Annotated in this window: 29 protein-coding genes; 4 read left to right on the top strand and 25 right to left on the bottom strand. The window is 61.3% G+C overall.

Annotated elements, in window-relative coordinates; genetic code table 11:
• Positions 1 to 47 precede the first annotated feature (47 nt).
• Positions 48 to 191 carry a hypothetical protein gene (locus CVV65_RS16640; RefSeq protein ID WP_157935328.1) on the top strand — a complete coding sequence of 48 codons (144 nt, stop codon included), beginning with the start codon at positions 48 to 50 and terminating at the stop codon, positions 189 to 191.
• Between the two features lie 312 nt (positions 192 to 503).
• On the opposite strand, the gene groL is transcribed toward CVV65_RS16640, so the two are convergent.
• The 10 genes from groL to CVV65_RS01140 form a co-directional block, all read right to left on the bottom strand.
• Complete coding sequence (groL, locus tag CVV65_RS01185) at positions 504 to 2,123, bottom strand: chaperonin GroEL (RefSeq protein ID WP_100666603.1); 1,620 nt, start codon at positions 2,121 to 2,123, stop codon at positions 504 to 506.
• Between the two features lie 47 nt (positions 2,124 to 2,170).
• Positions 2,171 to 2,455, bottom strand: coding sequence for a co-chaperone GroES (gene groES, locus CVV65_RS01180; RefSeq protein WP_013074301.1), 285 nt, complete (start codon positions 2,453 to 2,455; stop codon positions 2,171 to 2,173).
• 95 nt (positions 2,456 to 2,550) lie between these two features.
• Positions 2,551 to 3,303, bottom strand: a complete 753-nt coding sequence (gene tatC / locus CVV65_RS01175; RefSeq protein WP_100666602.1) for a twin-arginine translocase subunit TatC — start codon at positions 3,301 to 3,303, stop codon at positions 2,551 to 2,553.
• Positions 3,304 to 3,400: 97 nt separating this feature from the next.
• Positions 3,401 to 3,991 carry a 5-formyltetrahydrofolate cyclo-ligase gene (locus CVV65_RS01170; RefSeq protein WP_269148831.1) on the bottom strand — a complete coding sequence of 197 codons (591 nt, stop codon included), beginning with the start codon at positions 3,989 to 3,991 and terminating at the stop codon, positions 3,401 to 3,403.
• A 50-nt stretch (positions 3,992 to 4,041) separates the two neighbouring features.
• Positions 4,042 to 5,208: a tRNA (adenosine(37)-N6)-threonylcarbamoyltransferase complex transferase subunit TsaD gene (tsaD, locus tag CVV65_RS01165; protein WP_232059538.1), complete on the bottom strand. Its 1,167-nt coding sequence runs from the start codon at positions 5,206 to 5,208 to the stop codon at positions 4,042 to 4,044.
• 54 nt (positions 5,209 to 5,262) lie between these two features.
• Positions 5,263 to 5,856 carry a ribosomal protein S18-alanine N-acetyltransferase gene (gene rimI, locus CVV65_RS01160; protein WP_331250448.1) on the bottom strand — a complete coding sequence of 198 codons (594 nt, stop codon included), beginning with the start codon at positions 5,854 to 5,856 and terminating at the stop codon, positions 5,263 to 5,265.
• The gene (tsaB, locus tag CVV65_RS01155; protein WP_100666600.1) at positions 5,835 to 6,545 is read right to left on the bottom strand and encodes a tRNA (adenosine(37)-N6)-threonylcarbamoyltransferase complex dimerization subunit type 1 TsaB; all 711 of its coding nucleotides are present in this window, start codon (positions 6,543 to 6,545) and stop codon (positions 5,835 to 5,837) included. Before tsaB ends, rimI begins: the two co-directional genes overlap by 22 nt.
• Entirely contained in the window at positions 6,506 to 7,060 is a 555-nt protein-coding gene (gene tsaE, locus CVV65_RS01150) for a tRNA (adenosine(37)-N6)-threonylcarbamoyltransferase complex ATPase subunit type 1 TsaE (RefSeq protein ID WP_198592077.1), read from the bottom strand. The genes tsaB and tsaE overlap by 40 nt, the downstream gene beginning before the upstream one ends.
• Positions 7,041 to 8,072 carry a thiamine-phosphate kinase gene (gene thiL, locus CVV65_RS01145; protein WP_100666599.1) on the bottom strand — a complete coding sequence of 344 codons (1,032 nt, stop codon included), beginning with the start codon at positions 8,070 to 8,072 and terminating at the stop codon, positions 7,041 to 7,043. Before thiL ends, tsaE begins: the two co-directional genes overlap by 20 nt.
• A gap of 120 nt (positions 8,073 to 8,192) precedes the next feature.
• Positions 8,193 to 9,086 (bottom strand): DMT family transporter, encoded by an 894-nt coding sequence (locus tag CVV65_RS01140; RefSeq protein ID WP_198592075.1) that lies wholly within the window; start codon positions 9,084 to 9,086, stop codon positions 8,193 to 8,195.
• A 528-nt stretch (positions 9,087 to 9,614) separates the two neighbouring features.
• On the opposite strand from CVV65_RS01140, the gene CVV65_RS01135 reads away from it, so the two are divergent.
• A complete protein-coding gene (locus CVV65_RS01135) occupies positions 9,615 to 10,208 on the top strand; it encodes a DedA family protein (RefSeq protein ID WP_100666597.1) in 594 nt (197 codons plus the stop codon).
• Between the two features lie 118 nt (positions 10,209 to 10,326).
• Complete coding sequence (locus CVV65_RS01130; RefSeq protein WP_198592074.1) at positions 10,327 to 10,623, top strand: TFIIB-type zinc ribbon-containing protein; 297 nt, start codon at positions 10,327 to 10,329, stop codon at positions 10,621 to 10,623.
• Between the two features lie 93 nt (positions 10,624 to 10,716).
• Here the strand turns inward: CVV65_RS01130 and CVV65_RS01125 are convergent, their stop codons facing one another.
• The 6 genes from CVV65_RS01125 to CVV65_RS01100 form a co-directional block, all read right to left on the bottom strand.
• Positions 10,717 to 10,950, bottom strand: a complete 234-nt coding sequence (locus CVV65_RS01125) for a DUF2922 domain-containing protein (RefSeq protein ID WP_100666595.1) — start codon at positions 10,948 to 10,950, stop codon at positions 10,717 to 10,719.
• 35 nt (positions 10,951 to 10,985) lie between these two features.
• On the bottom strand, positions 10,986 to 11,207 hold the full coding sequence (locus CVV65_RS01120) for a DUF1659 domain-containing protein (RefSeq protein WP_013074288.1): 222 nt from the start codon (positions 11,205 to 11,207) through the stop codon (positions 10,986 to 10,988).
• 291 nt (positions 11,208 to 11,498) lie between these two features.
• A complete protein-coding gene (locus CVV65_RS01115) occupies positions 11,499 to 12,239 on the bottom strand; it encodes a gamma-glutamyl-gamma-aminobutyrate hydrolase family protein (RefSeq protein WP_100669083.1) in 741 nt (246 codons plus the stop codon).
• Positions 12,240 to 12,395: 156 nt separating this feature from the next.
• Positions 12,396 to 13,655 carry an adenosylhomocysteinase gene (locus CVV65_RS01110; protein WP_100666594.1) on the bottom strand — a complete coding sequence of 420 codons (1,260 nt, stop codon included), beginning with the start codon at positions 13,653 to 13,655 and terminating at the stop codon, positions 12,396 to 12,398.
• Between the two features lie 59 nt (positions 13,656 to 13,714).
• Positions 13,715 to 14,065 carry a type II toxin-antitoxin system PemK/MazF family toxin gene (locus CVV65_RS01105; protein ID WP_013074285.1) on the bottom strand — a complete coding sequence of 117 codons (351 nt, stop codon included), beginning with the start codon at positions 14,063 to 14,065 and terminating at the stop codon, positions 13,715 to 13,717.
• 3 nt (positions 14,066 to 14,068) lie between these two features.
• Entirely contained in the window at positions 14,069 to 14,368 is a 300-nt protein-coding gene (locus CVV65_RS01100) for a CopG family ribbon-helix-helix protein (RefSeq protein WP_041303528.1), read from the bottom strand.
• Between the two features lie 502 nt (positions 14,369 to 14,870).
• Here CVV65_RS01100 and CVV65_RS01095 point away from each other — a divergent pair.
• Complete coding sequence (locus tag CVV65_RS01095; protein WP_100666593.1) at positions 14,871 to 15,962, top strand: cation diffusion facilitator family transporter; 1,092 nt, start codon at positions 14,871 to 14,873, stop codon at positions 15,960 to 15,962.
• Positions 15,963 to 15,972: 10 nt separating this feature from the next.
• Here the strand turns inward: CVV65_RS01095 and CVV65_RS01090 are convergent, their stop codons facing one another.
• The 9 genes from CVV65_RS01090 to CVV65_RS01050 all read right to left on the bottom strand — a co-directional run bounded on the left by CVV65_RS01090 (position 15,973) and on the right by CVV65_RS01050 (position 26,439).
• Positions 15,973 to 16,965, bottom strand: coding sequence for a LolA family protein (locus CVV65_RS01090; RefSeq protein WP_133121180.1), 993 nt, complete (start codon positions 16,963 to 16,965; stop codon positions 15,973 to 15,975).
• 80 nt (positions 16,966 to 17,045) lie between these two features.
• Positions 17,046 to 18,557, bottom strand: a complete 1,512-nt coding sequence (locus CVV65_RS01085; protein WP_100669082.1) for an NAD(P)H-hydrate dehydratase — start codon at positions 18,555 to 18,557, stop codon at positions 17,046 to 17,048.
• A gap of 131 nt (positions 18,558 to 18,688) precedes the next feature.
• Positions 18,689 to 19,081, bottom strand: coding sequence for a holo-ACP synthase (locus CVV65_RS01080; RefSeq protein ID WP_100669081.1), 393 nt, complete (start codon positions 19,079 to 19,081; stop codon positions 18,689 to 18,691).
• Positions 19,082 to 19,289: 208 nt separating this feature from the next.
• Positions 19,290 to 20,291 carry an MBL fold metallo-hydrolase gene (locus CVV65_RS01075; protein ID WP_100666591.1) on the bottom strand — a complete coding sequence of 334 codons (1,002 nt, stop codon included), beginning with the start codon at positions 20,289 to 20,291 and terminating at the stop codon, positions 19,290 to 19,292.
• Positions 20,292 to 20,430: 139 nt separating this feature from the next.
• Positions 20,431 to 21,165 carry a YwiC-like family protein gene (locus CVV65_RS01070; RefSeq protein WP_100666590.1) on the bottom strand — a complete coding sequence of 245 codons (735 nt, stop codon included), beginning with the start codon at positions 21,163 to 21,165 and terminating at the stop codon, positions 20,431 to 20,433.
• Between the two features lie 133 nt (positions 21,166 to 21,298).
• Complete coding sequence (locus CVV65_RS01065; protein ID WP_198592073.1) at positions 21,299 to 22,552, bottom strand: LCP family protein; 1,254 nt, start codon at positions 22,550 to 22,552, stop codon at positions 21,299 to 21,301.
• Between the two features lie 202 nt (positions 22,553 to 22,754).
• Positions 22,755 to 23,870 (bottom strand): Ger(x)C family spore germination protein, encoded by a 1,116-nt coding sequence (locus tag CVV65_RS01060; RefSeq protein ID WP_100666588.1) that lies wholly within the window; start codon positions 23,868 to 23,870, stop codon positions 22,755 to 22,757.
• Entirely contained in the window at positions 23,867 to 24,976 is a 1,110-nt protein-coding gene (locus tag CVV65_RS01055; protein WP_100666587.1) for a GerAB/ArcD/ProY family transporter, read from the bottom strand. The genes CVV65_RS01060 and CVV65_RS01055 overlap by 4 nt, the downstream gene beginning before the upstream one ends.
• Positions 24,973 to 26,439, bottom strand: a complete 1,467-nt coding sequence (locus tag CVV65_RS01050) for a spore germination protein (protein WP_100666586.1) — start codon at positions 26,437 to 26,439, stop codon at positions 24,973 to 24,975. The genes CVV65_RS01055 and CVV65_RS01050 overlap by 4 nt, the downstream gene beginning before the upstream one ends.
• Positions 26,440 to 26,480: the final 41 nt, after the last annotated feature.

Below are 26,480 nucleotides of genomic sequence, written 5' to 3'. Positions count from 1 at the left end.
CCGAGGGGAGGTTTCCATAGGATATAGCAGACCAAGACGAAAGGAGGTTGGTGATGGTGTTTGGTCCCTTCACTCGCTGGGCAATCGTGTTCCTGATTATTTTCGTGCTGTTCTTCCTGCTTACGCCTTTCGGATTCGGGTATGGCGGCGGGTCTGCCTCGGCCAGCGCTTACTCCGGCGGCGGATACTGATACCGAGTCGGCGGTAGCTTCTGTTTGCAGCCCAACGAGTCGTAGTGCTAGCACCTCCTTCACCTCCGAGAACGCAATCTCTCCAGTGACCCGCCGCGAGAAAAGGCGATCCCTTTCAAGGGGTTGCCTTTTCTTTCTGATTTGCGACCGGTTCACGTCGGGCGTTTTTTGCCCATAATAGGACCGGTGTTCCTGTTATCCGATTCCACGATTCGCGCCACACACGCCTCCTGGTGAAAAAGAAAAGAGGCGGAAATCCCTTGCATCCCAAGGGGTTCCGCCTCTTCGGATTTGCGGCGCCCGGGCGCCGGATCACATCATATCCATGCCGGCTCCGCCCATGTTCGGCGCGGGTTTCTCCTTCTCCGGCTTGTCGGCCACCAAAGCCTCGGTGGTCAGAACCATGGCCGCGACGCTGGCGGCGTTCTGAAGCGCCGAGCGGGTGACCTTCGCCGGATCGACGATACCGGCTTTGATCATGTCCACCCACTCGCCGGTGGCGGCGTTGAAGCCGATTCCAGCCGACTCTTTCTTGAGCCGCTCCACCACGACGGAGCCCTCCAGCCCAGCGTTGTCCGCGATCTGCCGGACCGGCGCCTCCAGCGCCCGGCGCACGATGTTCACTCCCGTCAGCTCGTCGCCTTCCACGGTAAGCGCATCGAGGGCCGGAATGACGTTCACGAGGGCCGTGCCGCCGCCCGGGACAATCCCTTCCTCCACCGCCGCCCGGGTGGAGTTGAGAGCGTCCTCAATGCGGAGCTTCTTTTCCTTCATCTCCGTCTCGGTGGCCGCACCCACCTTGATCACCGCAACACCGCCGGCCAACTTCGCCAAGCGCTCTTGCAGTTTCTCGCGGTCAAAATCGGAGGTCGTCTCCTCCAGTTGCACTTTGATCTGGTTGATGCGTCCGTCGATCTCCTTCTTATCGCCGGCACCGTCCACAATAATGGTATTTTCCTTCGTCACCCGCACCTGGCGCGCCCGACCGAGCTGCTGCAGGGAGGTGTTCTTCAGCTCCAGACCGAGCTCTTCGCTGATCACCTGGCCGCCGGTCAGGATCGCAATATCCTGGAGCATCGCTTTGCGGCGGTCGCCAAAGCCAGGAGCCTTCACCGCCACCGCAGTAAAGGTGCCCCGCAGCTTGTTGACCACCAGGGTCGCCAAAGCTTCACCCTCGACATCCTCGGCAATCAACAGCAGAGGCCGTCCGGATTGCACCACCCGCTCCAGCACTGGCAGGATCTCCTGGATGTTGCTGACCTTCTTGTCGGTGATCAGAATGTACGGCTCCTCCAGAACCGCTTCCATCTTGTCGGTGTCGGTGATCATGTAGGGCGAGATGTAGCCGCGGTCGAACTGCATCCCTTCCACAATCTCGAGTTCGGTGCCGAAGCCCTTGGACTCCTCCACCGTAATCACGCCGTCCTTGCCGACCTTCTCCATGGCGTCGGCGATCAGAGCACCGATCTCCTCATCCCCGGCGGAAATCGCCGCCACCTGGGCGATGCTCTCCCGCCCTTCGATCGGTTTCGCAACCCGGGCGATCTCGTCCACCGCCGCTTTCACGGCCTTCTCAATACCCCGCTTCAGAGCCATGGGGTTCGCCCCGGCGGTGACGTTTTTCAGGCCTTCCTGGATAATCGCCTGGGCCAACACCGTGGCCGTGGTGGTTCCGTCACCGGCCACATCATTCGTTTTGGTGGCCACTTCTTTGACCAGTTGGGCCCCCATATTCTCAAAGGGGTTTTCCAACTCAATCTCCTTCGCGATGGTCACGCCGTCGTTGGTGATCAACGGAGAACCGAACTTCTTCTCCAAGACTACGTTCCGGCCCTTCGGCCCCAGGGTCACCCTCACCGCATCGGCCAGGGCGTCGACGCCGCGAAGCATCGCCCGGCGTGCATCCTCGCGGAAAATAATCTCTTTCGCCACGTCAGGTTACCTCCCCGTTGTTAAGTATCTCGTAGGCCATGGCCCGCTTACTTTTCCAGCACGGCCAAGATATCGCTTTCCCGGAGGATCAGGTACTCGACACCGTCGTACTTGACTTCAGTTCCGGCGTACTTCGAATAAATCACCCGGTCGCCCACCTTCACTTCCATCTCGACCCGGCGCCCTTCTTCCATGCGGCCGGGACCCACCGCCACCACTTCCCCCTCTTGGGGCTTCTCCTTGGCGGTATCGGGCAGGACGATCCCGCTCGCGGTCTTTTCTTCCTTTTCAACCGGACGGATCACGACGCGATCTGCCAGCGGCTTGATCATGCAAGACCCTCCTCACGTAAAGTTTCCGTTGCGATGTTGTTAGCACTCGCTTTACCCGAGTGCTAACGCCACCCTCTATATTAATGGATCCCCTTTCAGTTTGCAACCGGGTCATCGGGATTTTTTTGCCGCCTGGCCCAAACCCATTTCGAGACGCTTACGCTGAGTTCGTAGAGAAGGATCATAGGAATGGTGACACTGAGGTGAGAGACGAAGTCCGGAGGAGTGATCATCGCTCCGATGATCACCAACACCAGGTACGCATATCTTCGCATTTTGCCCAAAAAAGCCGGAGTCACGATACCAAGCCGAGTGAGAAACATGGTCGCCAAGGGCAGTTCAAAAATCAGCCCCAGGGGCACGATGATGTTGATCATGAAGCCGAAATAGTTTCCCGCGGTGATCTGGACGTTAAATTGCTCCGCCCCAAGACGGATGAGAAATCGAAACACCATGGGAAAGACCAAAAAATATCCGAAAGCCACGCCGGCGAGGAAGATGAACAGGGTCATCGGAATGTAGGCCAGGGCAACCCGCCGCTCCCGGGGGGTCAGACCCGGGGCGACAAACCTCCAGATTTGGAATAACAGGAACGGAAGCGTGACCCCCAGTGCGGTGACACCCGCCAACATAAAATAGACCCGCACCACCTCCCCGGCTCCCAGGACCATGGGGCGGCCGAGCCCGGCCCGCACGGCGGGGATTTCCAGCCACACCAGCACGCGGTCCACGTAAAAAAACGCGACCCCCAGGGCGATCACAAACACGATTAGGGTTTGAATGAGGAGTTTTCGCAACTCCGCCAGGTGTTCGACGAAAGTTTTCGGTTGGTCTTGAGGTGCCTCCACCCGGGTCGCCCCTTTCCTCCCAGCCTACCGTTGCTTGAAACATATACAGCTATTTCAAGCACTCGCACCTTGCGGATCAGGGGCGCCGGTCTTACCCCTATCCCCGCTCTCCTGTTGTACCGCCGCCAAGATCCACAAATCCCCGATCTTGGACCGACCACACCCCGTATTCGGTCAACACATACTGCACGGGTACATCGTGAGGATCTGTCGGCAACGCATCCACCCATTGTTCGGCAAAAGCTGCGCCCACGACTTTAGCCTGGGGCACCTGGGGCAGGAATCGGTCATAAAATCCTTGCCCATACCCCAGCCGTCGCCCGAGCCGATCGAAAGCCGCCCCTGGCACGACGATCACGTCGAGATCTCCGGGACTCAGAGCCGGTCCTGTCGGTTCTGGAATCCCGAAAGCCCCGGGGGAAAGCGCTTCCCAGCTATCCGCCGCCACAGCGCTCATGCGGTGGGAATCTTCCACCCGAGGAAAGGCCACGGTCCACCCGCGGTTCCATGCCCACTCCACCACCGGTTTCAGGTTCACTTCAGAGCGAATGGCTACGTAGGCCATGAGGATCCCCGGGGGCATCCCCCCCAGCCACCGAGTCGCCCAGGCGGCCAAAGCGGCTTCCCTTTTCTCGCGGTCCGTGGCCCCCAGGTCATCCCGCCATTGAAGCAACCGGCGCCTCCACACTCCTTTGTCCCATACGGATCCCCCCGTGTCCGGACCTCGACCCCAGTGATTCAGTTGCGACGCCTCCCATCCGGCGGATCATCCGGCGGGAACGCCGCCACCCCGTCTCCCGCCGCCCAGGCCTCGAGCCCCAAGTTCGCCCGGGCATTCAGATCCATACCGTGAAACCACCCTCGACTCAGTCGAGGCCAAGCCGCCGCCGCGATCATCGCCGCATTGTCTGTACACAGCGCCAAGGGAGGTGCCGACCAGAGAAATCCTTCTTCTTCCGCCCGGCGGTCCATTTCGCGGCGCAGGGCTGAGTTGGCCGCCACCCCTCCGGCCACCACCACCGGCACTCCTGGGTATCTCCGAACCGCCCGGACCGTTTTCTCCACCAACACCTCCACCACCGCCGCCTGGAATGACGCCGCCACATCCTCCGGGCGCACCCCATCACCGCGCTGGCGGGCGTCATTTAACAGATTCAACACGGCTGTCTTCAGACCGCTAAAACTAAAATCTAACGACTCCTCCTCCAGCCAGCTACGCGGAAAGGCGTATCGCTCCGGGTCCCCGGAGCTTGCCAAAGCGTCGATCTGGGGGCCCCCCGGGTACGGCAACCCCAAGGCCCTGGCCGTCTTATCGAAAGCTTCCCCGGCGGCGTCGTCCCGGGTCCGCCCCAGCACCTCGAAGGTGTGGTCATTCGGTATGTAAATCAACTCGGTATGTCCCCCGGAAACGACCAGGGCGAGCCATGGCGGTTCCGGGCCGCCGGCCAGACGATGGGCAAACAGGTGACCGACGATGTGGTGAACGCCGATTAAGGGCAGACCGTGAACCCACGCAAAAGTCTTGGCCGCCATGAGCCCGACCAACAGGGCCCCCACCAACCCGGGACCGTAGGTGACCGCCACGGCGGCCAAATCCCGGGGGTGCACCCCGGCGTCCTCTAGTGCTGCCGCCATAACAGCCGTAATCTGTTCCACATGCCCCCGGGAGGCCACCTCCGGGACGACCCCTCCGAACCGACGGTGAATCGCGACTTGGGAGCTCACGATATTCGAGCGGATGCGGGTGCCCCCCTCCACCACCGCCGCCGCCGTTTCGTCGCAACTGGTCTCCACAGCCAGAATGAGCCCTTCCTCTTGATCCCCCGCCCTCGGCTCAGCCCCGGTCTTCCCGAGCAAAGCGGAATCTTTTCCCGCCATCGCAGCCCCGTCCATCGTCCCCTCCATGCCCCGTTCCCCCCCTATCGTACCCCCGGCATTGCCAAAGCCCTCGTGCCCCGTTCAAACTTCGCCGGCATCCCCGGGACGCCGACCCCCCCGTCGATCCTCGGCACTCTTCTCGCCTCCGGCCCCGGGGACGGCGTCTCCCTGAGCCGCAGCTCCCGCCTCTTCATCCGGGTCGATCCGGCCGTCGAACTGCCCCAATTCCGCCCACATAATGATGGCGTCTTCATGATTATCTGTATAATAGCCCCGGCGCACACCCTTGGCGGTAAATCCCAGTTTGCGATATAGATGCTGAGCAGGGGCGTTGGATACACGCACCTCCAAAGTCATCCGCATGGCACCCTGACTTCGGGCATAGGCCATCGCATAGCGCAACAGCGTTTCCCCCACGTGCTGCCTTCTCGCCTCGGGGTGAACCGCGATGTTCGTAATGTGCGCCTCGTCGAGGATGAGCCACATCCCCGCATAACCCACCACCAAATCCCCGCGCTGGGCCACAATGTACCGGGCAAAATGGTTGTCCGCCAATTCCCCGTAGAAGGCGTTCCGGGACCAAGGCACTGTAAAAGAGGCCCGTTCGATCTCCTGGATGCGGTCGAGATCGGTGGTGCGCATCGGACGAATGATCAGTGCTGACGATCCCGCCATCGCGCTTCCGCCTCTGCCAATTGAAGATATTGGGGCACAAGCCCGTGAACCGCATGGCCAAGAAGAGAGCCTTGGTCACCGGCCGCTTCCTCGGCGGCCAACAAGTCGGCAGCCCGGACCCCGAACTGGTCCGGTGACGCCAGCCGCAACCGGCCTCCCAGCCGCTCTCTCCATATCGACGCATACCTCATCCCGCCATCCCCCAAGGCGAGCACCCCCCGCCCGTCTTCAGCCAGCCGCTCCGCCAACTCCGCCACCGGCCACACTCGATCCGGAGACTCCCTCACCACACCGCCTTCCCTTCCCCCGGAAAACCAAGCCGCATATACCCGGTCCCGTCGGGCGTCCACCATCGGCACGACCACACCGTCAAAGAATCGCCCGCGCCCGGCCAAGCCCGACAAAGTTGACACCGGTACCACCGGAATCCCCAGCGCCCACCCCAGGGTTTTCGCCACAGTCACCCCCACCCGGACCCCGGTGTACGAACCCGGCCCCACTCCGACAACGACCCGGTTCAGATCGGCCGGTCCTTTCCCGGCCCCGGCCAACACCCTCTCCAGCCAGGGTAAAACGTGCACCGAGTGATCTCTTCCCAGCTGTAGCACCGCTTCCGCCAGGATGCTTCCCGACTCCTCCACCGCCATGCTCAAGGCTGCTGTCGCGGTGTCGATTGCCAGTCGGACCATCGCCGAATCACCTCCCGGAGCAAGGCGCGATGCCGGGGACCCGAGGCCGCCATCTCAACCACCCGGGCGTTCGCCTCCCCGGCGCGCTCGATCCGAATGGTCAGACGGTCGTCGGGCAGAAGGGGTTCCACCCATTCCGCCCATTCCACCACCGCCACCCCATTTCCTTCAAAATATTCTTCCAACCCCAGGGGTTCTTCTGCCGCCGCCTCCCCTAGCCGGTAGACATCTGCGTGGTACAGCGGCAACCGCCCCTGGTACTCGGACACAATCGTGAAGGTCGGACTGGTTACCGGCCCGGAAATCCCCAGACCCTCGGCCAATCCTTGGACAAAAGTGGTTTTGCCCGCTCCCAGATCGCCAATGAGACATACCGAGGTCTGCGGCTTCGCCACCTTGCCCAACAATCGCCCCAGGGCCCGGGTTTCTCCCGGAGACCGAGTCGTCGTGCGCCAGGCTTTTAGCTGCGCCGCCCCCTGCTCTGTCAGCGGCGGCTCACCCCACCCCGTGCCCATGTTCCTCCCCCTCTTCCGCAAAATGGTCAAACCCGCCTTCGGGCAGCTCTTCGACCACACCCGAGGGAGAGCGCCACAACAGCGCGGGATCCTCCGTCACTCGGCCGATCACCGTGAGCATGACTCCCGCCGCCATGCACCCCGCCTGAGCGGCGGCAAACCGAGTGGGAGGAATGCAGCAAACCAATTGATAGTCGTCCCCTCCAAACAACGCCCAGTCCACAGGACTCTTCCCTCTCCTCAGGGCGTAGTTGCGCACCGCCGGGTGAGTGGGAATGCGCTGGCTTTCGATAAAACATCCATATCCGCTGGCCTGGCAGAGCGCCCGAAGCTCCGCCGCCAAGCCGTCGGTGACATCATCACAGGCCGTGGCCCCCGACTGCGCCAGGATCCGGCCCGCCTCCACCTGGGCGAGAGGCCTCCTGTGCATGTCCAACAACACCCAGCGCTCGTCCGGGGTCGTCACCACCGCTTGTCCCCCGCCCCGAAGCCAGTCGAGTCCCGCCGCGGCCCCGCCCAAGTACCCAGTTACCGCGACCACATCCCCAGGACGACCCCCGCCCCGGGTGAGAACTTGATTTGTCGCCAAACCCAGGACCACCATATCGATCACCCATCCCGCCGGCGACGCCACCGTATCCCCGCCGACCATGTCCAGGCCGTACAATCGACAGGCCTCCCCAATCCCATCGTACAAGGCATTTGCGTCCTCCAACCGGGCGCTGGCCGGGATCCCGACACTGGCGAGAATATGCCGGGGCTCACCGCCCATGGCGGCGATATCGCTGACCGCCGCCGACACCGCCTTAAACCCCACTTCCCGAATGGTCATCCATCCCAGCGAAAAATGGACATTTTCCACCATCATGTCCGTCGATACCAACAGCCGTCCGCCGGACTGGGGTTCCAGCACCGCCGCGTCATCGCCGATTCCGACCACCGTGTCGGGGCGAGGGATCGGGACCCGGGTCTGCCATTGTCGGATCAAATCGCTTTCCCGAAACTTGGCCATCTCAATTCCGCCCTTTCCCGTTTTTCACCGCCACCGGCATCTGCCCCCGCAACCCCCGGCCCTCGCTATCCTTGCCGCAGAAGCCCCCGATACCCAGAACAGCAGAGCAGCCCGTTCACTCTACCTGGGGATCATCCGCTGTTCTTCCCGCCGGAGGCGCCAATGGGTGATCCACTGCAGTTCAGCCGTGATCATTCCGAGCAGGATCAGCGCGGCGCCAATCCCCATCCGGCCGGTCAATTGATCGCCTTGAATAAAATGGCCAAATATCGCCGCAAAGACCGGCTCAAGGGAAAATATCAGCGCCGCCCGGGTGGCCGTTGTGTAGCGCTGGCCGATGTTTTGCAACACCGTCACCAAAGCGGTGGCCACAAGGCCGAGAAATAGTGCCGCCCACCACGCCCCGGTGCTGGCGGGCAGCGGGGAGGTGCCGGACAGTGCGCTCCCCATCAGGCTCAATAGCGCCACCGTGACCAGTTGGTAGAACGTCCATGGGACAATGCGACATTGCACACTGAAGTGGGAAACGAGCAGGTACTGGACTGAGAAGGCCACGGCACACCCCAGTACCAATAAGTCGCCGATTCCCACGCCCCGAACATCGGCTAGGCTTAAAAAAGCCAGGCCCGCAGTGGCGAAAATCACGCCAGCCACGGCGTCGACGCTGGGTTTGACCTTCCACACCAGATAAGCGATGAAGGGAACCCCCACCACGGATAGCCCTGTAATAAATCCCGCCTTGGAAGCCGTGGTCGATGCGAGGCCGGCCGTTTGAAGCGCGAACCCCATAAAATACGCCAGACCCACGGCGACACCCGCCCGGATCTCCGATATGCGGGCCGTGCGGACGGATTTGAACCCGAAGACTCCAAGGGCCAGGGCCGCGATGGTGAACCGCGACGCCAGAACTCCCATGGTTCCCATTTCAGTGACGGCGTCCCGAACCACAACGAATGTGCTCCCCCAAACTGCCACCACCATAAACAATAACAAATCCGCCCGCCAGGACGCCATTGTGGCCCTCCGTTCTCCACTCATTATGTACAGCGTACCACCCCGCAGATCGTCGGTGCAAGGGCTGACGCTCGCCAGACCGTGACCGGCCGATGGAGTTCTCCCTCAACGGGCTTGTCCGCCTCGGGCGAAGGCCGGCGGGCCCCCCGCCGGCCTTCGCCTTCCCCATGTTCCTCACCAGGTCCCCCACGGAACCAGCAGGAAGAACAACACAAAGATGATCAGGAACACCACGGCCCAACGGGTGGCCGGACCGAATACGCCGCCGTCGTACATGTGTCGACACCTCCTTTCGGCCTCCGATTTTATTGAATGCACCCTTCGTCCCCTTTGACCGGGTAAGTCCCCCTCATCAACCGCCCGAAATTTCTCGTTTTCCCTCTTCGGGAGGGGCGCTGAATGAAGGCGCCCCGCCGCGGCCCCCCGGCGCTGAACGAAGGCGCCCCGCCGCGCTCAGGAGAAATCCCCGGGTGGCTGTCCTAGCGGGGAGACCCGTCCGCGTATAGATAAGGGCGGGGGGCGAGGGACGTGGGTGACTGGTGGAACGGGGCGGTGGAACAATTGATCCAATATGGCCCCTTTGGGCTTTTCGCCGCGATGATCATCGAGGGCCTCGGTATTCCCTTCCCGGGGGACGCCGTCTTGGCATTCTACGGTTTTCTCGCCTCTCGGGGGCACATGGTACTGTGGCACCTTTCCCTGGCCGGCACCCTGGGGTGTCTGGGGGGCAGTTTGATGGCCTTTGCCGCCGGGCGAAAACTCGGACCTTCCGCGCAAAAATGGCTCACGTTCTTCCGGGTGGTTCCAGACGATGCGTGGCCCTGGGCTCACCGGGTGGTCCATCGCTACGGGCCGCTCATGTTGGTATTCGGGCGCTTTCTCCCGGGATTTCGGGCGCTGGGCAGTTATATCGCCGGCATGAGTGGGATCCCGACCGGTTCCTACCTGTGGTGGAGTACTCTGGGGTTCGCGGCCTGGGCGGGCACGTGGATTCTGCTCGGGTTCCAACTCGGGCAGCGGTGGGAAGAAGTTCTCAGAGCAGTTCAGTCACACATCATTTGGATTTTCGTCGCAGGGGCGGCCTTGGCCCTGCTCTGGCGGCAGGTCTATAAAAAACGATAAGATAGATAAAAGCGTCCACCGTCTTCGCCGGATCGTCCGCCCGCCAGCGGACGCCGGCAACCATCCGCGGGCGACGGCTTTTTTGCCCGCCGCACACCACGGAAAGGGGTTAATGGGGATGAACTGTCCGGTCTGTGACAATGTGCGAATGCGAGAGGTCGAAAAGTACGGCGTGTTGATCGACGTGTGCCCGAACTGCAAAGGCGTGTGGCTCGACCGAGGCGAGTTGGACAAGATCCTGGGCGAAATTCGAGAAGTCCGGGATCCGTTTAACCGCTGGCTGGATGAACACGAACGGGAGCATGGCCGGCATTTCGAAAAGCATCCGGACATGCGTTCCCACCACTACGGGGAGTACGACAAGAGAAAGAAGAAGAGGCGCGTGTTTGACATTTTCGAGGATCTATTTGATTGACGGCCCACGGATGAGACAGGGGCAAGGGCATGGGAATAAAGCGAGCCAGGGCCGGGAAACTTCCCAGGCCCCGGCCCCGGGCAGGTATAGGCGTCAGACTCCGGACCCGGTCATATCCCACACATCCTGGGTCGTGGTCACCAGCCTGGCTTCCACAGGCCGAACCAAATCCCCACCCATCGAGGTGAACACGCCGAGGCTGACCAACTGGTTCATGGCGGCCCGCACGGCGGCCTCATCGATGGGCTGCTTGGGGTCGGGGACCGCCAGACGGACCGTGCCCCCTGAAGTGTTCTGAAAGCGCAGTTCCAAAGTGGTCTTCGTCAAGGGATTCACCTCCTGTTCCTGGCTCGGTCACCGGGTCATTGCTTCAACAGTTCATCCACTTCCGAGCGGTCCACCTCGTACACCGGGTGGATTTGCAGGCCGGCGATCAGTTCTGCGGCGGCGTACAGGTTGTCCGGCGACACCCCCGGTTTGATCCCCCGATAGGTCTGCCGGCGAAGGACCGGGTCCCCCGTCGGGGTCGTCCCCACCTGATAAACCAGGACCAGAGAGACGCTATTCGGGTTTGGCTGTACCATGGCCACCTCTCCTTTCCTGAAAACTCGAGGGTCGCGCGCCCCTCACCCTGAATGTGCCGACAAAGCGGTGGGGTGCAGAGAGGCAGAAGGCTTATTTTCGGTATGAGAACGCGTCTCGATGAGAACGTGTCTCATTCTGGAGCGCCGGCCGTAGGAAGGAGGTCTGCCAGATCCGGCCTGTGAGTACGTTCTGCCGGGGATCGCAACTGCTGGCGGATCAAGAAATCGGCGATCTTTTAGCCAGGGCCGGGGAGATCAGTTTGACGGCCATCATGACTGATTTTGCAGGCGTCACTCCCCGGCCTCCGACTCCCGCCCGTCGGCGGCCGCTTGCACGAACGCTTCAAATAATCGCATCTGGGCCGGATCTTTGCGCCACATGTGTTCGGGGTGCCACTGGACGGCGACCGCGAACCGGTGCCGGCGACTCTCCATCGCTTCCACGAGCCCGTCGCTGCTTTTCGCCGCCACCCGCATTCCCGGGGCCACATCCCGCACCGCCTGGTGATGAAAGCTGTTCACCCGGGCCTCAGACCGCCCCAGGATTTCCGCCAAACGAGTCCCGGGCACAATTTCCACCCGGTGCGAACCGTGCCAGCGGGGCGCCCGCTGGCGGTGCTGGAGGGCGTTCTTGCCCTGGGTCGCGAGATCCTGGTACAATGTCCCCCCCGCCGCCACGTTCATCACCTGCATCCCACGACAAATCGCCAAAACCGGCAGATCCCGAAGGAGCGCCGCTTCCACGAGCGCCAACTCCAATGCGTCCCGCTCGGGACAAACTTCCCCCAGCCCCCGTGCCGGGTCCTCGCCAAAATACGCCGGATCCACGTCGACGCCCCCGGTCAACATCAGTCCATCCAAGCGCTCGAGCCACTGCCCCGGGTTTTGGCTTGCCGCCTCCCCCAAAGGGACGATCGCCGGCACCCCTCCCGCCGCCAGTATGGCGTCCGTATACTCCGTCGCCACCCATGTGCCGGGGAGATCTCCGTTCCCGGTCTGCAGGGAAGCCGTCACACCGATCCACGGCTTCATCCGCTCACCTCCCAGATCCTCCGAACCCCGCATCTCGCTGCCATTCTATGAGTCCCTGCGACAATTATCCCCACCCTTGCTTTGGCGAGAAGGCGGTTATTTTATGAATAGTCCGTTCCTTTTGCGGATCGCCGGGCCCGAGGTCCGGCCTGACCGTTACTCCAGGTTCCAACTGCGCAAATACCGCTCCTGTTGTTCCGTGAGGCGATCAATCCGCACCCCCAAAGTGGCCAGGCGCAACTTGGCCACCTCCCGATCGATGTCCTCAGGCACCGGATACACCCGCGGTTCCCACTGGCGGCCCTGCTCCACGATGCGCCGCAAGGACAAAGCTTGAAGGGCAAAGGTCATGTCCATGACCTCCACCGGATGTCCGTCTCCTGCGGCCAGATTCACCAGCCGCCCTTCAGCGAGGAGATACAGACGCCTGCCATCCTTCTGCCGGTATTCCTGGACATTTCGCCGCACTTCCCGGGGCGGCCCCGCTTCCCCCAACGCCTCTTTGTCGATCTCAACGTCAAAATGCCCGGCGTTGCACAAGACGGCCCCGTCCTTCATCGCCGCCACCGCCTCTTTTCCCACCACGCCCCGGTTGCCGGTGACCGTGATCACGAAGTCCGCTTCTCGACTCGCCTCCACCAGGGGCATCACCGCAAACCCGTCCATGATAGCTTCAATGGCCTTAATGGGGTTGACCTCACACACCACGACACGGGCCCCGAGACCTTTGGCCCGCATGGCAACTCCTTTGCCGCACCAGCCGTATCCTACCACCACCGCCGTCTTCCCGGCAACGACCAGATTGGTGGTACGCATGATCCCATCCCACACCGATTGCCCGGTCCCGTAGCGATTATCGAACAAGTATTTACAATACGCATCGTTCACGGCGATCATGGGGAACGCCAATGCCCCCTCCCGCTCCAGAGCCCGCAGGCGCAGGATTCCCGTGGTGGTTTCTTCACACCCCCCGATGATCTCGCGCAACTGTTCCGGCCGCTCCCGGTGGAGCGTTCCCACCAAATCTCCCCCGTCATCGATGAGGGCGTCGGGATGCCGATCGAGCAAAGCCCGGAGGTGGGCACCGTACTCGGCATCGTCCGCACCGTGTCTCGCGAAGGCGTAGATCCCATTGTCCACCAGGGCAGCCACCACGTCATCTTGGGTGGACAAGGGGTTGCTCGCCGCCACCGTCACTTCGGCACCCCCCGCTTGGATCACCTCGGCCAGATAAGCGGTTTTTGCCTCGAGGTGCAGGCAGATCCCGATCTTCAACCCGCGAAAAGGCAGGTCTTTCTCAAACCGCTCCCTCAAGGTATTCAACAGGGGCATATGTGCCGCCGCCCAGTCGATCTTCCGCCGGCCTTCCGGTGCCAAGGCCAGATCACGAATCTGTGACTCCTCTTTGCTCCCCATGTGCGCCCCTCCCGGCAAAAAAATTCAGGGCGCCGAAACGCCCTGCCCGTTTTTTTCCCCTAAAAATCGATCAACCCCAGGCTGATCATGAGCGACTCGTTGACCTTGCTCATCATCTCATCGTCCAGGTGCGTAATCTTATCCGTCAACCGCTGCTTATCAATGGTGCGAATCTGCTCCAGGAGGATGACCGAATCCCGATCCAGTCCGTAGGTCTTCGCATCAATCTCCACGTGGGTGGGCAGCTTGGCCTTCTGAATCTGGGCGGTGATTGCCGCGACGATGACTGTCGGGCTAAACCGGTTTCCGATATCGTTTTGGATCACCAATACCGGCCGGAAGCCCCCTTGTTCAGAACCGACCACCGGGGATAGATTCGCAAAAAAAATATCCCCTCGCTTGATGTTCACGGGTCACACCCCGCTTACTAGTCGATCTAGGGTCGAACCCGCCTCCTCTTCGGCGTAAAACGCCTCCGACGCAATATAAAGGTTAATCTTCGCCATCTCCACATAACCCCGCTGCATCAACTCGCGAATGCGTTCCTTTTTACGCTCTTCCAAATACAGTCTCATCGCTTGGCGAATGACCTCGCTTCGATTGGAATTCTCTCTTTCTGCAATTCCGTCGACTTCCTGGAGCAGGTGACTCGGAACACTAATCATAATCCGCTTTGTCTCGGACAACCCAAGCACCTCCGGGACACTCGCCATCCGTCACGAGGAGTATTATAGCGGTCTACCCCAAGTATGTCAAAATGCACAAAAGGGTATACCAGCCCGTGGAAACTGAAGAAAGACCTAGCGCGAGCGTTGTCGATCTGTCTACTCAATTCGACGCAGAGCGGCAAAATCCTCCCCACGTCTCGTTGAAAGTCAACGATGGTCGAAGATGGGCCGCCCCTTTCACCGGCAGTCCCAGCGCTACAGGTTGACGCCAAGGCCGATCCCCCTTACCATAAAACCGATACGTCGATCATCTCGCCGGATTTGAACGAGTCTGAATGCCTTGCGCGCGCCACCTCACCGAGAAGGAGACCTTGCCGATGATCAGTCGCCGAACAATGGGATCGTTTCAACCCATCGCGATCGCTGCTCGATGGTCACCCCCCGGGCACAGCCAGGACCTTCGGTTCGCCGAAGGTCTTTTTCTTGTGATTTCCTTCAGGAAAATCTTTCGCCACCGTCCACAACTCTTTGCCGTGGGTGAAACACCATGACCCGGCCGCAGACTCCGTTGACCCCAGAATATCGCGACCGTATCGGCCGAATCGCCGGTTGGGTCAGCACCTTGGCCAACATCCTTTTAACGATCGCAAAAGCCATCGTAGGTATTCTGGCCGGCAGTGAGGCCCTGTTTGCCGACGGCATTCACTCCGCCGCGGATACCGTCGCTTCCGTCGCAGCTTTGGGTGCCTTGGCCGTGTCGAATCGCCCGGCCGATGCCGACCATCCTTACGGTCACGGGAAGGCGGAGGTCGTCGCCTCCGCCGTCGTCGCCATCGTGCTTTTTCTGGCCGCCTTGAACATTTTGTATTCCTCCGGGCAGGCCCTGTTGGCCCCGGCCGTAGCCCCGGAAATGGCCGCCCTGTGGGTAGCGGCGGGCTCGCTGATCCTCAAAGAAATCCTGTATCGCTATACGGCGGCCCTTGGGCGGCGGCTGCTCAGCCCAGCTCTCGTGGCCTTGGCGGCGGATCACCGTTCGGACATCTGGGGTTCCTGGGCCGCCATCATCGGAATCGCCGCCGCCGTCACCGGACACCGCTTGAACGCCCCCATTTTGATCTACGCCGACCCCATCGCCGGGTTGGCCGTCGGCTTGATGATCGTCCACATGGCGTATCGCATGGGCCTTGAATCCCTTCATTCGTTGATGGAGCGCAACGTGGAGCCCGACCTGCTGGCGGAGTTTCGCTCCCTCGTGGCCTCTGTGCCGGGAATTCGCCGGGTGGACCGCCTGCGGGCGCGAAACCACGGCCCCTACGTTTTGGTGGACGTTCGGGCGGCGGTGTCCGCAGATAAAACTATCCAAGAGGGCCACGACATCATCCGGCAGGTCAAAGCGTCCATCATGAACAGCCATCCCGAGGTTCGGGAAGTTCTCGTGCACCTCAACCCGTATTACGAGGACCCGCAATCCCCTTCGGGCCCTCATCCGAACCATCCCGAACAGCAGCCGGAGGAGCGAACGGACACCGCCAGTTCTACCGACACCGCCGCTTCCCGCCCCCCGGGGAAAGTCGGAGACAGACCGGACTCGCCACACTCCGCTTCGACCAATCACGATCCCGTAGGCCGATCCCATTAAAGGAGTCGGGTTATTTACCCGACGCATCGAAGGTGGATATGGCGATTCTTGCCATATATTCCGGAGATAGGGCGCCCGTCATGGCGAATTGTACCCCGTCCCGGGTCCAGTACATGGTGCGGACATTCCCCTCGGTCACCACGGCGGGAACGCCAAACAGGTCCCACAATTCTGCCCGCCCGGGCAGCGCCGTTTCTGTTCGGACGGGGTGCGCCTCCGTAAGGGTCAACCCCTCGGCCCCTCCCCGATAGCGAAGGATAACGGTGCCGCCGCTGTCCTGGACGTCCGTTCTGCTCCACCCCTGAGGGAGCCAGGTCGGCTCAATCACGCCGAAAGGTTCGGAAGCCCATGTGGGTTCATCTTTCGGGCCGAGTGCCAATGCCTGTTGGGGATCAAAATCGGACGCTTTGAAGGTAGCCCCAGGATCGAACTGTTGGAATTGCACCGTGACCAATTCATGGTTCTGCCGGTCGAAAAACGCAATCTGTTTCGGATAGAGCGTCCGATCATCCAAAATCACCCGCTGTTTCCCGATCAGAGGATTATCCGGTTTCATCGTGAGATCGAAGGTCACCGTCCCCTTTTCCCGGGTGTACGTGCGGTTCGGTGACTGCAGGATACGGTCGATCACCGACCCGAATAGGTACAGGTGACCTTGGTTGTCCGCCCAATCGCCGTTAAACCGAAAACTTTTTTTCAGGGGCGGACTCACAATGTAAATCCCTTGATCATTCCGGATCACCACCTGCTGGACCTGCCCCCGGGAATCGGCTAGCTGAATCCGATAATAATTCGGCTCTTGATACCAAGTTTCAATATGATAGACTTGCTCCAGACCCTGGGTCTTGACGTTCATCACGGCCACACTTCGGTAATGTTTGAGACTGTCGCGCAAATTCCTGAGATCGTTCAGCACACTGCCTTCCGTCCGCCCACACCCTGCCACCGCTGTCAATAACAAGACGCACATCGCCGTCCAAAGGGCTGCTCGAATCCTGCGCATGGCCACCACCCCCCTCCTTCACACCCATGGTCGATTTCCCGGGAAATATGTCGAAGAGGGGGGTGTGTCTGCCAGATGCTTCACCCTCTTTCGACAACCTGTCGAATCGCCGGCCCCAACTGGGCGATCACGTCGGTAGCCACCATGGACGCCAGCCCTTCGGCCTGGGCCGCGAGGTCGCCGGCCAACCCGTGAAGATATACCCCGGCCGCCGCGGCCTGGCCCGGCGGCAAGCCTTGAGCGAGAAGTGACCCGATCACCCCGGCCAACACATCCCCGGTCCCGCCCGTGGCCATGCCGGGATTCCCCGTGGGGTTCACCCACACCCCTTCGTCTTCCCCTGCGACTACCGTATAAGCGCCCTTGAGCACCACCGTACACCCGCAGCTTCGCGCCACCCGGCGAGCAACTTCGATCCGGTCCGCCTGCACTTCTGCGGTATCCAATCCCGTGAGCCTCGCCATCTCCTTGGGATGTGGGGTCACCACCACCTGGGCGGAAGGACGCCAACTACTTTCGATCGCTTCCTTCCATATTTCCAACGCCCCGGCGTCCACCACGGCGTACCGGACCTTGCCCAGAAGCGCCTTCAGCCAGCTCACATCCCCGTCAAATCTCACCAAACCCGGTCCGACCACCAAAGCTTGCTTGCCTTCCACTAAGGCCGGCGCCTCTTCGGGGAGATTCCAAAAAGCGGTCATCAATTCCGGATGAATCCCGAGCCACGGCGGGACTGCATCCCCGCGAACTGCGATGGTGACCAGACCCGCTCCCGCCCGATAAGCGGATACGGCGCTCATCAGGGCGGCCCCCCACATGCGCGCATGTCCGGCCATCACCAAAAGATGACCATAGTGACCTTTATTCGCGTCATACGGACGCTCTGGCACCCAGGCCCGAACCTCTTCCTTTCGAATCATCCGGACCCGGCTCGCCCCCACCCGCTCCGGACCCTTCGGGGCGAGGCCAATATCCCATACTCTCCAGGTCCCGGCACACCGGGGGCCATCTCCCATCACCAACCCCCGTTTTGCCCAACCGAGACAGAGCGTCCACCTGGCCCGGATGGCCGTCCCCATGATTCGACCCGTGTCCCCGTCCAGACCACTGGGCAGGTCCACGGCAAGCACCGGGCGGTTTGAAGCATTGATCGCGTCGATCACCCTGCCCAAACGGGCATCCACCGGACGCGACAGGCCCGTGCCGAGGAGGGCGTCCACGATCAGATCGGCCCCCTCCCACAGTTCGCGCCAATCGGAACTCCCATCGTCCACATGGATGCGCACCGGCCAGTGTTGCAGCGCCCGCCACTGGGTTGCCGCCTCCCCCGTCAAACGATCCGGCGCTATGCCCAGCCACACGTCGACAGAAAATCCCCGGGAAGACAATCGCCGGGCGGCCGCCAGTCCGTCACCGCCGTTGTTTCCTTTGCCCGCCGCCACCACAATGCGCCCGCCCGCAGGCGTCAATTCCGCAGCCCACTCCGCGACACCCGCCGCGGCATTCTCCATCAGCACGATGGCGGGAATCCCCACCTCCTCGATGGTATAGCGGTCCAACCTGCGCATCTCCGCATTCGAGACCAGATACACGGCGTTTCCCTCCGCATCACAGGTATATTCGTCCCGGTCCGCACTTATGTACAAGGATGCCGGGGCCCCTCTCCTCCATACGGGACAACCGCGGCCATCTATCTCCTCTGCTGCCATCCCCACCGCTTCCATCAGTTGACTTCCCGATGTCCCACACCTTCTGCCACAACAAACGCCACCGCCGTTTCCCTGCCGTGAGAAAGGGACAGGTGCCATTTGACAATCCCACGCTCCCCCGCCACCTCCGCCGCCTTCCCGGACAGTTGCACTTCGGGGGCCCCCCGCCCCCCCGCAATCTCAATCTCTTGAAAGCCCACCTTCCCGATCCCCGTTCCGAGCGCCTTTGCCACCGCCTCCTTCGCGGCAAAGCGCCCCGCCAAGAACGCGACCGGGTCCCGCCGTCCCGCATACTCCTTTTTCTCCGCCGCCCCCAGGATTCGTTCGGCCAGGCGGTTCCCCCGCCTCCTCAGACTCTCCCGGATGCGGCTTATCTCCACCACATCCACACCTACAGCCACGATCAACCCGCGCCACCCCCCGCCACCGCATTTTGCATATTTTTCTCCCGCACCTTTGATCTCGGCCCTCCCCGGAGCGGAGCAACCGGGATCCGCCCTCATCGTAGTCGGTTCTGGATAAAAACGCAAAGGGACGACCCCGGCCGCCTTGTCGGCGCCCAGAACCGTCCCTGCCACGGATTCCCGCCTTTCCCGCAAGTCGCTGCGGCTCGTTTCAGCCGCTTTGAGCTGCAGATCGCACCTCCCGCCCCGGTCCCACCCGATAATACCAGAGTCCGCGCCGTTCCTCGATCCCCACCTGCCCCTGAGCTTGCAGGACATCCAAATGACCCACGATCTCCGACACGGCCAGAAACCAGTTTCCCCGACTCAACCGGGGGAACATGCGCCTGACCAGCTCAAACACCGTGTGCGGCCGCTCCCCCAACCAGCCGAGCAACTGGCTGCACCGCCGTTCATATCCCCGAAGCCGCCGCTCCACCAGTTCCGCCGCCCCGGTGAACACCTCACCATGGCCGGGGTAGACCGTTTTCACCGGCAGGGCGGCCACCATCTTCAGCGCTTCCATGTATACGATCAGGCTTCTGGCCCGCTCGCCTCCGGGATGACGCGGGGCCTCCAGCAAGGCGTTGGACGAAATGTGCGGCAACAAGTGGTCCCCGGCGATCAGGTCCCCTTCCTCTTCATCGAACAACGACAAATGTCCGGACGAATGGCCCGGAGTATCCAACACCCTCCATTCCCGGCCGCCTAGCTCCAGCCGAGCCCCGATCTCTACCGTCTTGACTTCATCCACCCCATCCACGTACTCCTGCAACAATCGCTGATGTTCGGCAATGAGCGCCCGAATCTCCTCGGGCACCCCGCTGGCTGTGAGAAACGGCTCAAAATACATCGCGTCACTTTCCGCAGCCAAACGCGGGGTTAGCACGCGCCTCTCGGCATCTGGGTGAACCAAGGCCGTTGCCCCGGACGCTTCGAGTACCCGGGGTAACAAGCCGTGATGATCCACGTGGGGATGCGTGACGACCACGAACTCGATGTCCCGCCACTCACACCCCGCCTTGCGAAGGCCATCTGCCAGACCTTCCCACACATCGGGGAGCTTCGGCCCCACATCCACCAACGTGACTGGGTCCTCCCGCAACAAAAACGCATTCACCGCTCCCACCGGAAACGGTGTGGTCAACGAAATCGGACGAATGGCCGCATTCACTCCCCGCCACCCCTTTCCCTACCGACCGGACGGTTGATATTCTTCCAGCTTCGCTTCCTTGACCTCATTCGTCTCATTTACCATACATTGTTTTTGGAAAAAATTCAACCGCCGGACGACGTTTTGGGGGGCGAAGGCATCACACACCTCCAAAATTCCGCAGCCACACGCTCATCCACATCACGAACCACACCGATAAGCCAATTTCCAAAATACCGATCGTCTTCACCTTGGGCGGTCGATCCTGGGCAATCGCCCAACCGCGAACCGCCGCCGGGAGACAGGCCACCGCCGCCGTCCACCCCAAGGCCAGCGCCGCAAAAACCAACAGCGTGCTATACGCGTTGGCCGCCCACTTGAGCCTCCGATTGCGCCGCTCCCGAATCAAAGATTTCACATACAGAGCCGTCCCGAAAAAATACACCACGCACAAAGCCCAAAAGGTCCACGCCCGGACATCCACACTCCCCCGCCCCACCAGGTAAGCGGCGATTCCCGTCAGCGCCAGCCCGGCCATGGCGAGAAAATCGTTCAACAAGTGCCGATCTTGCCGAAGCAGGGCAAAGGCACTGTTCGCCGCTAGGGACACCCCGGCCCCAAGGACCACGAACCCCAGGCGCGGTTCCGCCACCAAAAGCGGGACGCCGAAGGCGGCGGCCACCACTCCATACCCCGCAGCCCATCGCCACCAGTAGCCCCGGCGCCCAGGCTGGCGTAACCCCTGGAGGAATGGCTCCGCCGTCATAAACGCGAACAAACTGGCTCCGGCGAGCAGGATCTGGAGCGGGTTCCACGGCGTCGCGGCGATCCCGATCACCAGGGGTCCGATCCACATCATCCACGCCCCGTGTTCCCGAGGAATGACCCATTTCATCCATTTTCGCCCCCCGCGACGGACCTGGCGTCCGCCCGGCGACCATCCCCGGACGCCGGGCGGAACGCACTTCTCGCTCCGAGCGTACCACCCGCTCCGCCCGCGACCTGTGACGGGTATCACAGATTCCAGGCTAGTCGACCCGCAACCATGCCGCCGACATGTACCCCCTCATACCATCCGGCGTCATCACCAGCCACCAGTCGCCATTTTGCTGGATCAAGGTCACCGTCTCCCCGCCGGCTACCGACCCGATGATTCGGTAGTTTGTGCCCGGCCCGCTGCGGACGTGAACATTTTGCCCCAGCACCGTCGCAGTGGGTGTCTGACTTCCCCCGGAACTGGACCCACTGGCGGAGGTGGAACCCGAAGCTCCCGAAGAGCCATCCGTTCCCGGCGAACCGCCGGTTCCACCGCCTGGAGCCGATGAACCGCCGGTTGTGGAAGAGCCGCTTCCTGCTCCGGGGCTTTCCACGACCTGGCTCACCCGCTTTCCTTCATCGAGTTCAGCCATCACCTGCTTGGCCTGCCCAGGGTCGACCTGCCAATAACTCACGCCATTCAGGTTCAAAAACTGACCCGGAAGCGTTTCACTGATCACCTGCTGCCCGCTCATGCCACCGGCCATCCGGGTCAGCCTGAGCACATCCAACAGCGAGAAATCGGTGTCCACCGCCTGCATCACCCGGGGGATCAACACCGGAAGCTTGACGATGGTGGACGGTTGCAGAGCTTGATCGGCCAGGGCTTTGAGGAGTTCTTGCTGCCTCTGGGTCCGGGTGATGTCCCCCAAGGGATCCTGGCGATAGCGAACGAACTGCAGGGCTTGATCCCCGTTTAAATGTTGGACCCCTTTGTGCAGGTTGATCACCCCGTCCTGGGCGTCCCCGGTGACATAATACATATTCTTGTCGACATTCACGGTTACCCCGCCCAGGGCATCGATCACGCCTTTGAACTGTTCAAAATTCACCCGCACATAATGGTCGAGAGAAACGCCGACCAGAGAACTCACCATCTGCTCCGTCAATTTCACACCACCCAGATTCATGGCAGCGTTGATTTTGTCATACCCGTGCCCGGGGATCGCCACCCGAGTGTCCCGGGGTACCGAAAGCATCGCCAGGCGCTTGGACTGGGGGTCAAAACTGGCCACAATCAACGTATCCGTGTTCCCGTAATTCTGCCCCGGCCGGGCGTCGTATCCGATGAGCAGTACATGCATGGGCGCCGCGGCCGCCTCCACGGGGGTCGATCCTCCTCCGGGGCTTTGCGCCTGGAGATCCCCCCGGGCACTGCGCGCCCCTTGCCAATACCCCAGCCCAAAAGTGCCGCCGAGGGCGAGAACCACCGCCAGGGACAGCCAAAACATTCTGCTTTTCTTCATGTTCCCCTCCGCCATCTCCGTCTCTCTCCGTCGGTGGTCCCCGGCCGGCCTTACCCGACGATCTCTTTTCTGCCCAACCCTTTCAACCACCGAGGCTTGTCCGAGTCTATCTTCTCATTCTTCGAGGCACGATCGAGTGTGCCTCGTAGCTAGGGTACACGCATCGGCCCCCCTCGCGCAAGCCGGGGGTATCCTGAGCCAGCTAAAGCCCTTTCCGGATCATATCCTTCTCCTGAACCACCGCGTGCACGTCCACCCGAAAAATCGCCCGGCTCAAGTCAAAAACCTCAGCCGCAGGGTCGGCAAAAAAGAGTCTGCGGCGCCTGACCAGGTTCTTGAAGTGGAGAATGTCCGCGTTGTGCTGGCGCAGGAACTCAAGGCTAGTTTCGATTTGGCGGCGCACTTGGCCCGCCACATCCGCCTCGACCTCATGCATCGGCAAAAGCCCCGTCACCTGACCCGTGTCCATCTTGCTTTGCATGAGAGCCGCCTTCAAGCGGACATTCACGTTCACGATGGGATGTTGCGCGGGGCCCGTCACCGTTATCTTGGCGGAATGGGACAAAACATTGACGAGGTATTCCCCTTGGTCCGAACGTATCTTCCCTTCAACGAAGGGCTTAAACCCCGGGTTCCTCAGCCAGTTCACCCCCATCCACTGATCCCCGTTGAGCCGGGCGATTTCCCGACCGTCCCGCATCAGGGCGGCCGCCACGGGCGCAAACCGTCCCTGTACATAATCCACCACCGGCAGAAGCACCGGTTCGTGGTGCTGACTGGGCCCGACGTATTCCCCCACCCGATACCTGCGAACCAAAGGAAACGTCGTGTCGGCTTTGTCGATCACACTGGCGATCTCCACCGACCGAAGCGGTTTTCGCTGCTCGGAGAACGCCCGAAAATAAACCTGCTCCGGGGCCGCTGAAATCACAAGCCGGGTTCCGGTGGGAATGTGTCCGGCCCGGAGCATAAATTCAATAATGTCGGTAATGCCGCGGTTCCTGGCCAAATCCTCATCGAATACCAACACCTGAAAATGGGAGAAATCCGGGCGATAGACATCAAAGCCCCGGTCAAACTCCATGGCCATATCCTTCAAACTCTTGACGCGCTTCTGCAGGATCACCGAGGCCATTTTCCCCTTTTGTTGCAAACTGGGGATCTCCATGAGCACATCCATACGCCCCTCCGGACCCTCAAAAAAACCCATTCCAAGCCCCAAGACCCGATTTTCGATATCCTGATAGTCCCAGCACCCCGCGAGAAGACCGGCCACCACCATGACCCTAAGCCATGCCGACAGCCTCTGTCTTCTCATGCCGACCGCCTCCTCGCCCTGAAAGCTCCCAGGGCGGCCACGCCCAGGATGAAAACACCAAAACCAAGGGCGGCCATTTCGATGGAGAATGGAGGCGTCTCCAACTCTCGGAAAACCAGCCGCTGCCCCCAAAGACACATGCCCATGGCAACCCCCGCGATGAGAATCACCGGCCAGGTGCGGCTGACTTGAAAGACCCTGGCGACGATTTCCGCCAGAAACAGATGGGACAGGCCGACACTGGTCGACGAGAGCGCCAGGGAGATGATGACAAGCAGGTAATCAAAGCGCACCAAGTAAAACCCCGAACTGTACAGCTGGATGATATCCAGGGCCGGCCAGGTGGCCACGGCAGTGCCCACCGGCCCCAAAACGGCGAGGGCGAGCACAGCCTGAACCATCTGCAAGGCCAGGCTTCCGGCAAATCCCCATATCACCATCACTTGCCATTTCGTAGTGGGTTGCAGGTAGGGTAGGCCTGCACAGATGGGCAAAAACGCCTTCAACAAAAAGGGGGCCGCCACCAGGGCACCTTGGAGCAAAGAACTCATGCTGTTTCCAAACAACGGCAGGAGATGATTCCATTCGTGAGGGAGGGTCAATGCCCCTGCCCCGAGAAAAAAAGACAGGACCACGGTGGGCACCGCCACCAGACTGGCCAGCCGGCCGCCCGCATCGGGCCCCAGGAACGCCAAATAGCTGGAGAACCCAATCCAATAGGCGCCAAGTACCAAACGGGGCGTTTTCGGGAGGAGCATCGCCTCCACGAGATGAAACACGATGGCCGAGGTATACCCCATGTACAGAACTCCCGCCGCCGCCAGTGTCAAGGCCACGGCTCCGCCGGCCCACCGGCCAAACGCCCAGCGTGCCGCGTCGACAAAGCTCTGCCCGGGGCACCGTCTCACCATCGCCAACAGGAGTGCCGACAGCGCCCAGACTATCACGATCCCCAGGCCGGTCGCCACTGCCATGCCGCTGTCGCTTCGTTCGATCACCAAGGATGGGAGTAACAGTACCGGGGCATCCACAGACGTTACCATTACCCACCAGATCAATCCCCGGTGGTTCAGCGCGCAAGTGGGAACGGGGATTTTCGGCGTCATTTTCGCTTTTTCGCCCGGATGAGATCCCGGGGATTCAACATGGCCGGCCGGGTGATAAAAGGAGCGGGCATCCGGATGATCGTGTCTTTAAAATCGGACCAACGCCCGAGAAAATACGGGCTGAGATAGGGCACGTCACAGCTTCGGAGCCCGGCCAGATGCGCGAGGACAAACATCCCCGCCATGACAAAACCGTACAGGCCGAGAAACCCCGCGGATAACAAAAGGGGCAGTCCCAGCAGCCGTAAGGTCGTTCCCAGGCGAAACAAAGGGACAGACAATGACGCGATACCCGTTACGCCGATGGCCACCAGCATGGACTCGCTGAAAAATCCGGCCCGGACCCCGGATTCGCTGAGAATGATGCCGCCGATGATGCCGAAGATCTGGGCCACGGTGGTAGGCATGTGCAACCCGGCCTCTTTCAAGATTTCTAGAAGCAGCTGCACAAAGAGGGCCTCAAGGACCACGGGAAACGCGACGCCATAACGGGCCTGCTGCATGAGCAACGTCAATTTGAGCGGCATCGCTCCGGGAGAATAGGCCAGAAAGGTCACATAGGCCGGGGGTACGGACACGGCGATCACCGACGCCACAAAGCGCACGCCCCGCAACAGGATACTGTTGGTCCAGTGATCGTAGACGTCATCCGGCGCGTGAAAAATAGAGTTGAAGTCGCAGGGGAGGACGAGAGCCTCCGTAGAGTTGTCGACGAGAATCGCCACCCTCCCTTCTAAAAGCCCCGCCACGACAACGTCGGGGCGCTCGGTGTTGCGCACCCGGGGAAAAGGGGAGAACCAGTTATCTGTCATTTGTTTTTCGATATACGCGCTGTCGAGGACGCCGTCGATATCTATACGGTTGATCCGGTCGGTGATCGTCTTGACGAGATCCGAATCGGCCACATCGGCGAGATAGAGCAGGTACACGGTGGTTCGGGTGCGCCGGCCGACGACGAAACGCTTGACCCGCAGGGCCGGATCCGCCAATCGCCGGCGGACGAGAGTCAAGTTCTGATCGGTATTTTCCGTAAATGCATCCTTCGGCCCCCGGATGGCCACCTCGTTGATCGGTTGGTCGATGTTGCGGCTGATCTTGGCAGGAGCAGAGATCACCAAGGCCCGGGGGTGGCCCTCGGTAGCGAGAAGGACACTCCCTTCCAGGAGATCCCCGGGCGTCAACTGCTTGATTGGAACCGTTTTCACCGTGAACGGGACCACCCACCGCCGGATCTCTCCCTCCCACTCCAGGGATGTAACCAGGTCCTCCCCCCAGTGCCGCACCGCACCCTCCACCGGTTGGATGATGAACCGTTCGATGCGTTCAATGTCCACGGTCATTTGCAAGAAAAGTAGATGAAAAGACTGATCGGGCACGATGGGGATGACCCTCTGTACCACGTCATCGTTTTCCCGGGCAAATTGCCGGATGGCCTCGTTGAAGACGTGGAGCTTCACCCCCATACACTCCACCTCCCGGGTAACCTTTTCCTCGGATAGTATGA

The organism is Kyrpidia spormannii, from assembly GCF_002804065.1.
Taxonomy (GTDB): Bacteria; Bacillota; Bacilli; order Kyrpidiales; family Kyrpidiaceae; genus Kyrpidia; species Kyrpidia spormannii.
This window is presented reverse-complemented; position numbering and strand designations above follow the sequence as displayed.